Source organism: Alcaligenes sp. NLF5-7 (assembly GCF_024266725.1).
GTDB classification, from domain to species: Bacteria; Pseudomonadota; Gammaproteobacteria; order Burkholderiales; family Burkholderiaceae_B; genus Alcaligenes; species Alcaligenes phenolicus.
The window spans coordinates 571,876-584,724 of the sequence record NZ_CP100755.1; the positions used below are offsets into that span (position 1 = coordinate 571,876).

Annotated in this window: 13 protein-coding genes and 1 tRNA gene; 8 read left to right on the plus strand and 6 right to left on the minus strand. The window is 56.7% G+C overall.

All coding sequences use genetic code 11. From position 1 onward, the window contains the following. Positions 1-224: 224 nt before the first annotated feature. From MID00_RS02750 to bioD, 4 genes are read left to right on the plus strand one after another with little or no spacing between them, the layout of a single operon-like run. Positions 225-1,421, plus strand: a complete 1,197-nt coding sequence (locus MID00_RS02750) for a cytochrome P450 (protein ID WP_254499652.1) — start codon at positions 225-227, stop codon at positions 1,419-1,421. After that, complete coding sequence (locus MID00_RS02755; protein WP_254499653.1) at positions 1,418-2,584, plus strand: 8-amino-7-oxononanoate synthase; 1,167 nt, start codon at positions 1,418-1,420, stop codon at positions 2,582-2,584. The genes MID00_RS02750 and MID00_RS02755 overlap by 4 nt, the downstream gene beginning before the upstream one ends. A gap of 6 nt (positions 2,585-2,590) precedes the next feature. Beyond that, positions 2,591-3,931, plus strand: a complete 1,341-nt coding sequence (bioA, locus tag MID00_RS02760; protein ID WP_250756810.1) for an adenosylmethionine--8-amino-7-oxononanoate transaminase — start codon at positions 2,591-2,593, stop codon at positions 3,929-3,931. Further along, a complete protein-coding gene (gene bioD, locus MID00_RS02765) occupies positions 3,928-4,620 on the plus strand; it encodes a dethiobiotin synthase (protein ID WP_254499654.1) in 693 nt (230 codons plus the stop codon). The genes bioA and bioD overlap by 4 nt, the downstream gene beginning before the upstream one ends. A gap of 16 nt (positions 4,621-4,636) precedes the next feature. Here bioD and MID00_RS02770 read toward each other — a convergent pair whose 3' ends face one another. The 6 genes from MID00_RS02770 to MID00_RS02795 form a co-directional block, all read right to left on the minus strand. Then, a complete protein-coding gene (locus tag MID00_RS02770; protein WP_254499655.1) occupies positions 4,637-5,011 on the minus strand; it encodes a DUF4880 domain-containing protein in 375 nt (124 codons plus the stop codon). Between the two features lie 10 nt (positions 5,012-5,021). After that, a complete protein-coding gene (locus tag MID00_RS02775; RefSeq protein ID WP_250756808.1) occupies positions 5,022-5,342 on the minus strand; it encodes a sigma-70 region 4 domain-containing protein in 321 nt (106 codons plus the stop codon). A gap of 430 nt (positions 5,343-5,772) precedes the next feature. Continuing rightward, positions 5,773-6,906, minus strand: a complete 1,134-nt coding sequence (gene bamC, locus MID00_RS02780; protein WP_009457893.1) for an outer membrane protein assembly factor BamC — start codon at positions 6,904-6,906, stop codon at positions 5,773-5,775. Beyond that, complete coding sequence (gene dapA, locus MID00_RS02785) at positions 6,903-7,808, minus strand: 4-hydroxy-tetrahydrodipicolinate synthase (RefSeq protein WP_009457899.1); 906 nt, start codon at positions 7,806-7,808, stop codon at positions 6,903-6,905. The genes bamC and dapA overlap by 4 nt, the downstream gene beginning before the upstream one ends. A gap of 79 nt (positions 7,809-7,887) precedes the next feature. Continuing rightward, a complete protein-coding gene (locus MID00_RS02790) occupies positions 7,888-8,538 on the minus strand; it encodes a site-2 protease family protein (protein ID WP_022983510.1) in 651 nt (216 codons plus the stop codon). Between the two features lie 159 nt (positions 8,539-8,697). Next, positions 8,698-9,324 (minus strand): L-threonylcarbamoyladenylate synthase, encoded by a 627-nt coding sequence (locus MID00_RS02795; RefSeq protein WP_009457902.1) that lies wholly within the window; start codon positions 9,322-9,324, stop codon positions 8,698-8,700. 196 nt (positions 9,325-9,520) lie between these two features. Between MID00_RS02795 and MID00_RS02800 the strand changes: the two genes are divergently transcribed. The 4 genes from MID00_RS02800 to paaX all read left to right on the plus strand — a co-directional run bounded on the left by MID00_RS02800 (position 9,521) and on the right by paaX (position 12,790). Continuing rightward, positions 9,521-9,596, plus strand: a tRNA-His gene (locus tag MID00_RS02800). Between the two features lie 364 nt (positions 9,597-9,960). Beyond that, positions 9,961-10,197 carry a hypothetical protein gene (locus MID00_RS02805; protein WP_254499656.1) on the plus strand — a complete coding sequence of 79 codons (237 nt, stop codon included), beginning with the start codon at positions 9,961-9,963 and terminating at the stop codon, positions 10,195-10,197. Between the two features lie 4 nt (positions 10,198-10,201). Continuing rightward, positions 10,202-11,671: a phospholipase D-like domain-containing protein gene (locus tag MID00_RS02810; protein WP_254499657.1), complete on the plus strand. Its 1,470-nt coding sequence runs from the start codon at positions 10,202-10,204 to the stop codon at positions 11,669-11,671. Between the two features lie 159 nt (positions 11,672-11,830). Continuing rightward, positions 11,831-12,790 (plus strand): phenylacetic acid degradation operon negative regulatory protein PaaX, encoded by a 960-nt coding sequence (paaX, locus tag MID00_RS02815; RefSeq protein ID WP_137431306.1) that lies wholly within the window; start codon positions 11,831-11,833, stop codon positions 12,788-12,790. The last annotated feature ends 59 nt before the right edge of the window (positions 12,791-12,849 follow it).

Consider the following 12,849-nt stretch of genomic DNA (forward strand, 5'->3'; position numbering starts at 1 on the left):
GGCAAAAACATTCCCCTTGCCCATGCAGGATTACTGCCTTGAATACCACTGATTTTATTGTAAAAACTAGTCACAAAAAACCCATCAATAAGCACTATAAACCTGCAACTTAGCCCTACTGCAGGCAAAAAACCCTGTAAGAATTAATAGACACAATCTATTGACTGCCTCTTCCACGCTCAAGTGCTAGCCTGCGCTGGCTTTGATCTTCAGGAAACGGTGTCATGTTTGGCGATTTCGATCTTGCGTCACCCTATGCGGCTTATGCCCGTCTTCGTCAGGGGCCGCCTTTGGTTTGGGATGCGGATTTCTGCGGTGGGGCGTGGTTAGTTCATAGGCACAGCGATGTACAAGCTGCCCTGCGCAATCCCGATTTAAGCGTGCGGCGTGTTGGCGGGTGGGTGGCCCAGGCTGGCGCTGATCCTTCCCCTCGTTTGCAAGCCTTCAAGGGCTTGATGGCCAGGACACTGGTCTTTCTGGACCGCCCCCGTCACACACGCGTCAGACGAGTAGTGAATGCCGCTTTTAGTGCGAAGGCTTTGGAAACCCTGCACAGCACGATTGATAAGCGCGTTGCGCACATCCACCTTGAGTTAAAAGCCAAGCTGCGGCACGGTTCAGTGGATCTGGTTGATGAGGTCTGTCGCCCACTCCCCGCCTTGGTCATGATGGACGTGCTCGGCTTGGAGCAGCTGCCTTTGTCTGTTTTTCAGGCCTGGTCAGAGCAACTGGCAGGCTTTATCGGACAAGCCACGCCGGATCTGCCTTTGCTGAGAAGCACCCAGGACGCCTTGCTGGATATGGCTGACTTTCTAGGCAACAGTGCCAATCTGCAAGAAGGCGGGTTGGCCTGGCGGCTTTTGCATGATGAGCAGCTTTCCCTTCAAGGCAGGCGCGAGCGCTTGGCACAGTCCTGTATGTTGCTCTTTGCAGGCTATGAAACCTCCCGGCATCTGCTTAGCTCCCTGTTTCAAACACTGCTGGCTGACTCCACAACGCTGCAGGACTTGCTATCGAATCCGCAGAAAATTCCTGCCGCGATCAAAGAGGTGCTGCGTCACGACAGCCCGATTCAGTACACAGCCAGACGTTTAATGCATGACCAGCACTGGCATGGTCAGCATTTGCGCAAGGGGCAGTTGCTGCTTTTGCTCTTGGGCGCTGCCAACCGCGATCCGGCGGTGTTTGCCAATCCCGACGATCTGGACTTCAGCCGCAACAATCAGGCCGAGCTATCCATGGGACACGGAATTCATCATTGCCTGGGAGCCGGTTTGGTGCAGCTGGAAGCCAAGCTCGTACTTGAGCAATTCCTGCCTTTGCTCCCTCGCCTGCAAGGGACGCAAGGTGAGCGTATTCGACTCCCCGCCTATCGGGGCTGGAACCGCTTGCCGGTTCAATACCGGGCGGCACAGTCATGAGTGCCTTTCTCGCTCATCTGGATCAACAACTGGAGACTTTGAAGACCAGGAAACTGTGGCGCCAAAGAGCAATCAGCCGCCCCTTGCCAAACGCCCATATCGAACGCAATGGCCAGGTCTTGCTGAATTTCGCCGGCAATGACTATCTGGGCCTTAGTCAGCATCCACAACTCAAACGGCTAGAAGCACAAGACGTCGCCGGAGCGACGGCATCCCCGCTGATTTGTGGGCATCATGCGCTGGCTCAAGCACTGGAGCAGGAGCTGGCAGAATGGAGTGGCTTCGAGGCCAGCCGTCTTTTTGTCAGCGGTTATCAAGCCAGCCTGGGCGTGATTCCCGCGCTGGTCGGAACGGGTGACACGATCTTTTGTGACAGGCTTAACCACGCCAGCCTGATTGATGCCAGCCGCCTATCCGGCGCTCGTTTACGTGTCTATCCCCATAGGGATATGGCACGGCTGGATGATTTGCTCGGCAGGCCAGCGCCAGGCTTCAAACTGGTGATCTCGGACAGCCTGTTCAGCATGGACGGGACAATAGCCCCGGTCGATGAGCTGATCGCCTTATGCGAACGCCACGATGCGTTGCTGTATCTGGACGATGCACATGGTCTGGGAATTTTGGGTGAGAACGGACGCGGAGCGCCTGAGCATTTCCAGCTCACGACCACGCAGCGGCGGCGTCTGATTTACCTGGGGACGTTTGGCAAGGCGGCCGGTCAGGGTGGTGCATTTATTGCCTGCTCCCACAAGCTGGCCGACTGGTTCACGCAATCCGCCCGCAGCTATGTGTACAGCACCGGCTTGGCCCCGGCGCATTGTGCGTCCTTGCTGGCCTGTCTGCAGCTGATCAAACAAGCCCAGCCCCAGCGGACCCTGTTGAAAGAGCATATCCAGACGCTGCAAACCTTGAGCCAGTATCTGCCCTGGCGTCTAGCTCCCTCCGATACGCCCGTGCAAAGCCTGTTGATTGGCGAGGTAGAACCTGCTTTGCAACTGGCCGAAACCCTCCTGCAAAAAGGTATTTGGGCACCGGCCATACGCCCACCTACCGTTCCTCGCCATCAAGCCCGATTACGCATATCCCTGTCTGCCGCCCACCGGCAACAGGACATTGAAAAACTGGTCCAGGCACTACATGAAGCCGCCCACTCTTTACGGTGATTTGCCATGAACTCAAACTCCTTTCCCCCTTTGGCCCAACGCAGCCTGCAAGCGGTCTGGCACCCTTGCACTCAAATGCAGCATCACGATCAAGGCGTGCCGCTACTGGCAATCAAACGCGCCCAAGGCGCCTGGCTTCATGATGCCGACGGCAACGCCTATCTGGACGCCATCAGTTCCTGGTGGGTGAATCTGTTTGGCCATAGCCACCCGCATCTGGTGCAAGCCATTAGCGATCAGGTTCAGCAACTGGATCACATCATGCTCTGCGGCCTGACCCATGAGCCGGTTGTGCAGCTTTCCGAACGATTGGCCGCCTTGAGCAGCCATCGTTTAGGCCATGCTTTTTATGCCAGCGACGGTGCTTCCGCGGTAGAGATTGCCCTGAAGCTGAGCGTGCACTACTGGCGCAACCAAGGCCAGGAACACAAGCACCGCTTTGTAGGCATCGCGCAGGGATACCACGGCGAAACACTGGGTGCTCTGGCCGTGACCGATGTGCCCTTGTTTCGGGAAAACTACGGCACACAGCTGGGCCAGCAATACACCGCAGCCAGCCCCGATCTGCGTCAAGCCACTAGCCCGGACGAACACACGCAGGTCACCGAAAACGCACTGCACTCGCTGGAGCAGATTCTGGATGGTCATCAGGACATTGCCGCCGTCATTCTGGAGCCGCTAGTGCAATGTGCGGCTGGCATGCACATGCACTCCCCCGACTATCTACGCGGCGTGCGCGAGCTGTGTGACCGCTATCAGGTGCATTTGATTCTGGACGAGATTGCCGTGGGTTGCGGCCGTACCGGCACGTTCTTTGCCTGCGAGCAGGCCGGTATCTGGCCTGACCTGCTGTGCTTGTCCAAGGGAATTACCGGCGGCACGCTGCCCTTGTCCGTAGTGCTATCCAGCCCCTCGATTTATCAAGGGTTTTATGACCAGGACTTGCGCAGGGGCTTTCTGCATTCCCATTCTTATACTGGCAATCCCCTGGCCTGCCGAGCCGCGCTGGCCACGCTGGACTTGTTCCAGCAATACCCCGTCTACGAGCTGCAAAAAACGCTGGGACAAGCACTTGATGAAGGTTTGCATAGACTGAACCGGCACTATCCCAAGATGCAGCATCTGCGCCGCTGCGGGGTAATCTGGGCCTTTGATCTGGACACGGGCCCAGCTCGCTACGATCACCAGGGCTTTGCCCGGCGCTTTTACCGCTCTGCCTTGCAACAGGAACTGATGCTACGCCCTATCGGCAATACGGTGTACCTGATGCCCGGCTATCTCTGGGGCACAAAAGAGGTGGAGCATTGCCTGCATGGGCTGGGTCGTCTGCTGAAGGAATACGCATGAGGGCCTGCTTTGTGACGGGCACCGATACGGAAATTGGCAAAACGCTGGTCAGCTCGGCTTTACTTCATTTACTAAGCCAAAGCGGCGCACGCACGCTCGGCATCAAACCCATTGCTTCGGGGGCCGTAGAGGTAGAAGGACGTTTACAGAACGAAGATGTGGATGCACTGGCGCGGCATTCCAGCCTGAAGCTCGCTCCCGAAACCCTGACACCGTACTTGTTCAAGCCCGCTGCGGCACCCCATATTCTGGCTGAACAAGCAGGAATCGAAATAGACCCGGCTCTGATCAAAACAACGGTTCAAACGGTGGCGGAGCAGGCCGACTATGCAATCGTTGAAGGAGCAGGAGGCTTCATGCTGCCCTTGGGGCAAGGGCGGACAGGCGTAGATTTAGCACAAGCCTTGCAACTACCTGTGGTGCTGGTTATCGGTCTACGTTTGGGTGCCTTGAATCACGCTTTGCTGACGGCTCAAGCCATACGCGCCAGCGGCTTGAACTTGCTGGGCTGGGTCGCCAACCACGTAGCGCCGGAGATGAGTTATGCCCAGGAGAACCTGCAAACGCTGCATGACTATCTGCCGAGCCCTTGCCTGGGTGCCATTCCCAGATTGGAAGCCACAACACTGGATGAGCGTATCCAGCAAGCAGCGCAATATCTACGCTCGCCATGGGGAGATAAGAACTAGGCGCTTTGCACAAGGCTTATAGAAAGTAGCTACCTACGCTACCCAAAAATGCCACTCCCAACAGCAGACACACTGCGCCACCCAAGGCAAAGCGCAAGGCCGGGTTAGTGGACCAGGCGTCCAAACAGCTATTTAGCAAACGTTGACGCCATGTCCCCGACCCTGCCGCGCCTGCGGCTTGCCGGGAGTTTGCACGCAAACGACTCAGATGCTCCTCGCTGATTCCATCCATGGCTTCCCACTCCAGCTTCCAGCGCAAGAAGGCGGCCTGATGCTCGGGATCAATGGACAACCAGGCCCGGAACGCAGACTGGCTGCGGGCATCGTTCTGATGTTTGGGGTCGTGCTGTTTGAGCAGCCAGCTCAAGGCCTGCTCATCAATGTGCAGCATGTGTTCGTCCTTAGACATACGAACCAGCCGGACGCGGCACTGCCCCGTCCACCCGATTGAGCGGTGCCGGATTATGGCGGCACGCCAACATGGCCATGCGGATATAGTGCTCAACGACTCGGGGGCTGGTGCCCATACGAGTCGCGATTTCTCTGTAGTTCAGGCCCTCGAAGCGATGCAGCACAAAGGCCTCACGACGACGGCGGGGCAAGGCCTCGATCATGGCCAGCATACGAGCACCCGGTTCTGAAGGAGCGTGAGCAGAGGCTTGTGTGCCACGCAGCATACGCAGGCAAAAACTTAAACCGTTACGGCAAAACGATTTCAGCATGGGCCACTCCCTAAAACGCATTAAATGATAATGGTTCCTATTATCTTTATAGTTTTAGAGAAAGTCCAGCCCTGCTCAAGAAAGATTAACTCTGCTCACAAAATAAAAGATGGCCCCTCTCAAGTCTCTGCCAAAGAAAGGCTTTGCACCATTTCAGGGAGCACCGCAATCCAGGCGCTACAAACAGAGCGCAGCGCAGCCTGGAAAAGAGACTGTGTCCTTTCAGGAAATGCCCCCAATGACCTCTTCTTCCGTAAAGGGAAAGCCAGCGCTAATCGCGCTGACCTCGCCAGATTCCTGGCCTCTGTTTGGCTCCTCTTCGACAAGAGAAAGAGAGCCAAAGTAACTCAGAACGGAGCTAGTGCATAAAAAAAGCCCTGGCATGAAACCAGGGCTTTTTCCAGACGGCCCGCAGGCCGACTCAAAACAATCAGTTGCCGGGGCGCAGATTGGTAGACAGCACATTGATGATGCGCTTGGCTGTCGGCGTGGTCTGCTCCTGACCTTGCTGATCCAGCACCGTTACGCGAGTGCCAGCACCTTGGGCGCTCAACTTGATGCGGAAGGGTGTGGCTTCGGCGGTGTTGCGGCTGCCGAAGATGCGGCCAATGATGTTTTGCTGCTCGATCTTCTCGCCGGTATCCGAATCCAGATAGCGGATGAAGAACTCGCCAGCGGAACGGTCACGATCCTCAACCGAGAAACCGGCGGAGTCGATGGCTACGCCAACACGACGCCATGCACGATCAAAGGACTCGTTCAGCATCAACTCAGCCTGATCGCCCTTGTCCGACGCCTGGACCTGAACGCTGGAAGGATCCTTGGAGGCGTTGGCCACTTGTTCACGTGCTGTTTCAATATCCGAGCCCAGGAAGACCATCATGCGAGCCAGCATGGCCGCATTCAGACCTGGATCTTCTTTGGCGAACACCCATTTAAAGGCGGAACCGTCTGCCGTTGGTGTTTCTTCCATGTGCTGGTGGGACACATAGATTTCGGTCTTGTTGCCGACGCGCTCAAAGCGGGTACGGAAGCGGTCACGTTCGCCGCTATCAAAGACCTGGTCAATGATGGAACCCAAGGCACTGCGTATCCAGCTTTCTGGAATCTTGGCACGGTTTTCAGCCCAGTCGGTCTGAATCAAGCCGGCACGGGGGTCCTGGGACTGAATGGTAAAACCATGCTCACCCCAGAAATCGACGATGCGGGGAAACAGGTCTTCCACGGGGCGGTCTACGACCAGCCAGCGCAGATCGCCATCGCGCATCACCTTGATGGCATCAGACTGAGGCAGGATCGTATCGGCACCGCCCTTGGCCTGCTGCGCGGTTTGACCTTGCGAGTAGACCGAGTAAGACGTGGCACCTTCTGGCGCACGGTAATGTGCGTCACGGTTGGCCTGGGTCAGATCCGGCGGAATGCTCAAGGGATCGCCTGCTACCGTACTCTTGTAATTCACCGACTCGCCCTGGCCCATAATCTGGTCCATCGTCGAGCAGCCCGACAGCACCAACAGGCTCAAAGACAGCCCGATCAGGCTTTTATTAACTGGCTTTGCAATCATGGAAGAAGATCCGCAAGTTTCAAAGATTGACGCAGCAACTCGTGATGCTGTGCATTTAACGGCGTCAATGGTAAACGATATCCCAGCTGAGTAAGGCCCATTTCTGCAACTGCCCATTTCACGGGGATGGGGTTAGCCTCAACAAACAGGTTCTTGTTCAGACCTGCCAGATAGGCATTCAAACGGCGTACCGTCGGTACGTCCATATCCAAAGCGGCCTGGCACAACTGGCTCATCAGGCGTGGGGCCACGTTGGCCGTCACGGAGATATTGCCTTTGGCGCCCAGCAAGATATACGAAGCAGCGGTAGGATCATCGCCGCTGACCACTATGAAATCTTCGGGGGCATCACGCAGCAGCAAGCCGCCACGAGCCAGATCGCCCGTTGCGTCCTTGATACCGATGATGTTGGGGATTTGAGCCAGACGCAGCACGGTGTCGTTCTGCAGATCGGCTACGGTACGACCCGGCACGTTGTACAGGAACTGCGGCAGATCCACCGCTTCTGCAATGGCGCGGAAGTGCTGGTACATGCCTTCCTGAGTAGGACGGTTGTAGTAAGGCACCACTGACAAACCGGCGTCTGCACCCACTTCCTGGGCGTGACGCGACAGTTCGATGGCCTCGCGAGTGGAGTTGCCACCCACACCGGCAATCACGGGCACACGGCCAGCCGCGTGTTCAACGGCTACCTTGATCAGTTCAGCGTGCTCATCAACCGACACCGTGGGCGATTCGCCCGAGGTTCCAACGACCACCAGCACACGCGTTCCTTCCTGAATGTGCCAGTCGATCAGCTTTCGGTAAGCGGCAAAATCCAGACCCCCATTGGGATCCATGGGTGTAACAAGGGCAACCATGCTGCCCTGAAAATTGGAAATAGCAGAGTCCGAACTTGCCATGATGAGATGAATCTCCGGGTTTAAGGCCCTATAGCCGAAAAAAAATATGACTCACAAGTTTAACGGATAAGCCGTTAAATCATAAGAACCATTTCAATATGCCTTCGCCCAGCGCAATCAAGGGACTCATCAGGGTCCACAGTACGCCGGTAAACATCAGCAGGATCAAAATGACCATGCCATAAGGCTCGATACGAGAATAATGATAGGCCAAACGATTAGGCAATAGACTAAATACAATGCGCCCGCCATCCAAAGGCGGCAAAGGCAGCAGATTCAGTGCCATCAGAACCAGGTTGACCTGCACACCGGCCACCGCCATGCCCATCCAGAAGCGGCTGTCACCCTGCCCGATCTTGACCATCAAATGGGCATACAGAACCCACAAGATAGCCATCAGCATATTGGAGGCTGGTCCGGCCAGAGCAACCCAGAGCATGTCGCGCTTGGGATTGCGCAGGCGCCCCCAATCCACAGGGACGGGTTTGGCCCAGCCAAACAGAATGCCGCCCATGCCCATCATGGCGCTGGACAGCAACAGCACCGCCGGCACCACAATCGTGCCGATAGGGTCGATATGACGCAGTGGGTTCAGGCTGATGCGACCGGCCAGCATGGCCGTCGGGTCGCCAAACATGCGGGCGACGTAGCCGTGGGCAGCTTCATGCAGCGTAATACCGAAAATGACTGGCAAAGCATAGACCGTCAAGGTCTGTATAAAAGAGTCCATGGTGATCCTTGGTCCAGGCCGGGGACTTATCCCCTACTTTTTCAAGACGATAAGTCGCCTGTCATCAGCCTGTCTGATTGGGACAGCGAGTGCTGCCCCAAGGTTCAGAATTGAAACACGGATAGGCACCTGGACGCGAGTTTTGTGCAAGCCCGCAGATCAGGACAGGCCCAAAGTGGCAGGATCACCCGAGCCACGACGCAACACCTCCGGCGTAGGGCCGGTCAGATCGATCACGGTAGTGGCCTGCAAGGGGCAAGGTCCACCATCGACAACCGCCGCCAACTGATGGGCATAACGGTCCAGAATTTCCTGGGCGTCGTTCAAGGGTTCGTCTTCGCCTTCAGGAATCAGCGTGGTGGAAATCAAGGGGCTGCCGACTTCTTCCATCAGGGCCAGGGCCACTTTCTGGTCGGGCACCCGAATACCAATGGTTTTGCGCGAAGGGTGCGACACGCGGCGCGGCACTTCCTTGGTTGCTTCCAAAATGAACGTCCACGGGCCAGGGGTGGCCATCTTCAACAAGCGATACTGCGGGTTATCCACTTTGGCAAAGTGGCTGATCTCGGCCAGATCACGACACAGCAAGGTCAGATGATGACGATCATCCAAGCCACGCAAACGACGCAGGTTGTCAGCGGCGGACTTGTCATCCAGGCGAGCGACAACGGCATAACTGGAATCGGTAGGAATGGCGAGCAGCCCTCCTTTAGCCAATAGTTCGGCTGCTTGAGCCAATGCGCGGGGTTGAGGATTTTCGGGATGAACGACGAATAATTGAGACATTTCGCGCTTCCTTGCTATTACGAGGGGAAATCATTAAACCTGAGTCACGCTCTAACCGGCAAGACCGGAGCGAGACTCAGGGTCGAAGTATTCTTGCACGAGTGTTGCATTCTTTAAAAAAAGCATGCTAGAATACATTTTTTACTTCACAGCCCACCTTGATGTAGGCCAGAAGCAAAAAAAGCAGTAAACAGTGGTGACCGTAGCTCAGTTGGTAGAGTCCCGGATTGTGATTCCGGTTGTCGTGGGTTCGAGCCCCATCGGTCACCCCAGAAATTTACCGCTTCCAAGGTTTTGAAGATCTCCTTAAATGGTGACAAGACCAGGAACTGGAAAAAACATACTTGAAAGCCCGCCACGCAGCGGGCTTTTTTGCGTTTGTTCATCGTAACAAGTTTGCCGCCTTCGCACACCCCACGCAAGTTCAGGCTGGACAATAAACTGTGTTTGATTGTGAACCCCAGACCAGTCCTGGCTTTCGCCTGCGACCCAGCCCTTCGAGTTGGCAGGCCCGCACAGCAAAAGCCCCTCCCCATCAAACACCCGACAATTCAGCCCGCCTCCTCTGTAATAGAAACTGGCACAAAACCACGCTTTCTTATACTCTAATCTGTCCCATTTTCTGGAAGTTTGCTGATGACACTCGGTTTCCCCTGCTGGGATCAGGCACCCGTCAATTGGGACTGGCTTGCACAGGATGAAGATGGCCAATGGTTCTGGTATGGCGTCCAGCCCTCGCCTGGCATAGGCGGTGGCGTATGGCGCTCTCCCTCCCGCCTGCAGCAGTTTGCCGCCCGCGGCGAACCGAACCCGTCCTGGATGCACAGCCTCTACCAACGCCCGGACCTGCCTGACAAGAAACGTAGCACCTGAACCCATGCAAGAGCATCTGATACACCTGCGCTCCCTGCTGCACGATTACTGGCCGCATCTGGCTTTGGCGCTCAGCGTGATACTGGGCGCTTCAGCGGCCATTCATGCCGCCATGACAAAAAATGATGTCCGCGCCGCCATCAGCTGGGTGGGCGTCATCATCATGTCGCCCCTATTGGGACCGTTTCTGTATTTGATCGCGGGGATCAACCGCGTACGCAGACAAAGCCTTCTGGAGCAAAGTGCAGACGTGTTCTATGAACAGGTCACCTATCTGCACCCTCCCGTCTCGGACATTGGTGCCCTGGTCGGCGCCCCATTTCGCTCTTTGCAAATTCTGGGGGACCGCGTCAGCCGCAGCCAACTACGCAATGGCAATAATGTGCGCGTTCTGGTCGGCGGCGATCAGGCTTATCCCGCCATGCTGGAAGCCATTGATCAGGCCCACAGCACCATTGCCTTGCAAAGCTACATCTTCGATAGCGACCGCCTGGGGCGCGAATTTGTCAGCGCCCTGTCGCGCGCCCATCAACGTGGCGTGCAGATTCGCGTACTGGTCGACGCTATTGGCGCTAAATATTCGCGTACGCCCATTGTGCGATTGCTGCGCCGCGAAGGCATACGCTGCGCCCTGTTCATGACCAACCCCCTGGGCTTTCTGCGCATGCCCTACGCCAATCTGCGCAGTCACCGCAAATTACTGATTGTGGATGGCACGGTAGGTTTTACCGGCGGCATGAATCTGCGTGAGTCCTTTATGGCGCAGTACAGCGACGGCAAGCCCTCTCAAGATACCCATTTCCGCCTGGAAGGCCCGGCAGTCATGCAATTGCTGGCTTCTTTTCGCCACGACTGGCAGTTCACGACTCGCGAAGACCTATCGCCCATCTATTGGCATGCCAGCTCCTCGCCCGCCCCCAGACCTCATGTTCCGGCTCGCTGCATTGCTTCGGGCCCGGATCGTTTCATGGCCAGTACCCACCATATGCTGCAAGGGGCGTTTGCCATTGCCCAGCGCCATATCCGTATTCAGTCTCCCTACTTTCTGCCCGATCAGATCCTGTTGGGTGCCTTGAACACCGCCGCCCGACGCGGCATTCAAGTGGATATCGTCATCCCCGGGCAAAACAATCTGCGCCTGGTCAATTACGCCATGACAGCCCAACTGGATCAGGTGCTGCGCGCAGGCTGCCGGGTCTGGCGCGCCAGCGGCCCCTTCAACCACTCCAAGCTCATGACGATTGACGGAGTCTGGTCTTATATTGGTTCGTCCAATCTGGACCCGCGCAGCTTGCGGTTGAACTTCGAGCTGGACGTAGAAATCTACAGCCGCGACACGGCCCGCCAAATCCAGAACCTGATTGATCTGGAAATTGAGGACGCCCAAGCCGTCAGCCTGGAGTCCTTAAGTTCAATCGGCTTTGGCAAGCGCTTGCGCAACCGCCTGATCTGGCTGGCCAGCCCCTATCTGTAATATGTGCACACCTGAAACTGCTGCAAGCTTCAAGAAAGCCCCTGGCTTGCACAATCTTTCAATCCGCTTGCGCACCCACCCTTTATAATCAAGCGCTTAAACGGTCTACACAGACAGGCGTGCCGTTCCAAAACAGACTTGAGCGCCATTAAAAAAACAATGTCCGAGCTTTCTTATTCCGACCTGGCCCAATGGGCCGCCCACCATCTGGAAAACCGCCCTCCCCGAGCCAAGTCCCTGGTCATGACCTTGTTTGGCGACGTGATTCGCCCACATGGCGGCAAACTTTGGCTAGGCAGTTTGATTCAGTTGCTGGCCCCCTTCGGGATCAGCGACCGACTGGTGCGCACCAGCGTGTACAGGCTGGCCGAGGAGGGCTGGCTGAGCGCGCAGCGCGAAGGGCGACGCAGCCAGTACACCTTGCGTCCCGAAGCCAGCCAGCGCTTCGAACACGCGTATCAACGCATCTACACCCCAACCTATCTGGCCTGGGACGGGCAATGGACGCTGATCTTCAGCATGCCCAGCTTGATGATGAACTCCAAGCAACGGGCAGACCTGCGCAAGGAACTGCTGTGGGAGGGCTTTTGCGCCTTGTCACCCACCGCTTTCCTGCACCCCAACCCGGATCACACGATTCTGGATTACATCCTGCAGGCGACACAGGCGCAGTCGCAGGTGTATGTGGGCAAGCTGGAACCTTCCCAACTGCCGCAAACCCGCCCTCTGTCCCAACTGATTCAGGACAGTTGGGATCTGGCTCAGGTGGCCAGCGGCTACGGTCAGTTCATCCAGCGCTTTGCGCCCGCTCTGGCCATGCTGGATGCAGGCCACGACTATAACGACGAGCTGGCCTTTGTGATTCGCACCCTGCTGATTCACGAGTTCCGCCGTATTCAGCTGCATGACCCGCAACTGCCCATTGAGCTACTGCCAGCAGGCTGGGCAGGGAAACAGGCTTATGAGCTGTGCCGGGATGTATACCGTCAGGTCTGCGGCAAAGCCGAGCGCTATATTCTGTCCACCTTGCGGGCCGAGGATGAACAGGCACCGGAGGCCGCCGCGTACTTCTATGAGCGTTTTGACGGCCTGCCCGTCCCGTCCGAGACTCAGGCCTGAAGCTGAATCCCTGAATAGAGAGACTGACTGCTGTGTGCTTGATATCCGCAGCACACGAC

Coding starts and splice junctions, on each gene's coding strand:
- MID00_RS02750 (WP_254499652.1), top strand. CDS start 225: ATGTTTGGCGATTTCGATCTTGCGTCACCCTATGCGGCTTATGCCCGT.
- MID00_RS02755 (WP_254499653.1), top strand. CDS start 1,418: ATGAGTGCCTTTCTCGCTCATCTGGATCAACAACTGGAGACTTTGAAG.
- bioA (WP_250756810.1), top strand. CDS start 2,591: ATGAACTCAAACTCCTTTCCCCCTTTGGCCCAACGCAGCCTGCAAGCG.
- bioD (WP_254499654.1), top strand. CDS start 3,928: ATGAGGGCCTGCTTTGTGACGGGCACCGATACGGAAATTGGCAAAACG.
- MID00_RS02770 (WP_254499655.1), bottom strand. CDS start 5,011: ATGCTGCACATTGATGAGCAGGCCTTGAGCTGGCTGCTCAAACAGCAC.
- MID00_RS02775 (WP_250756808.1), bottom strand. CDS start 5,342: ATGCTGAAATCGTTTTGCCGTAACGGTTTAAGTTTTTGCCTGCGTATG.
- bamC (WP_009457893.1), bottom strand. CDS start 6,906: ATGATTGCAAAGCCAGTTAATAAAAGCCTGATCGGGCTGTCTTTGAGC.
- dapA (WP_009457899.1), bottom strand. CDS start 7,808: ATGGCAAGTTCGGACTCTGCTATTTCCAATTTTCAGGGCAGCATGGTT.
- MID00_RS02790 (WP_022983510.1), bottom strand. CDS start 8,538: ATGGACTCTTTTATACAGACCTTGACGGTCTATGCTTTGCCAGTCATT.
- MID00_RS02795 (WP_009457902.1), bottom strand. CDS start 9,324: ATGTCTCAATTATTCGTCGTTCATCCCGAAAATCCTCAACCCCGCGCA.
- MID00_RS02805 (WP_254499656.1), top strand. CDS start 9,961: ATGACACTCGGTTTCCCCTGCTGGGATCAGGCACCCGTCAATTGGGAC.
- MID00_RS02810 (WP_254499657.1), top strand. CDS start 10,202: ATGCAAGAGCATCTGATACACCTGCGCTCCCTGCTGCACGATTACTGG.
- paaX (WP_137431306.1), top strand. CDS start 11,831: ATGTCCGAGCTTTCTTATTCCGACCTGGCCCAATGGGCCGCCCACCAT.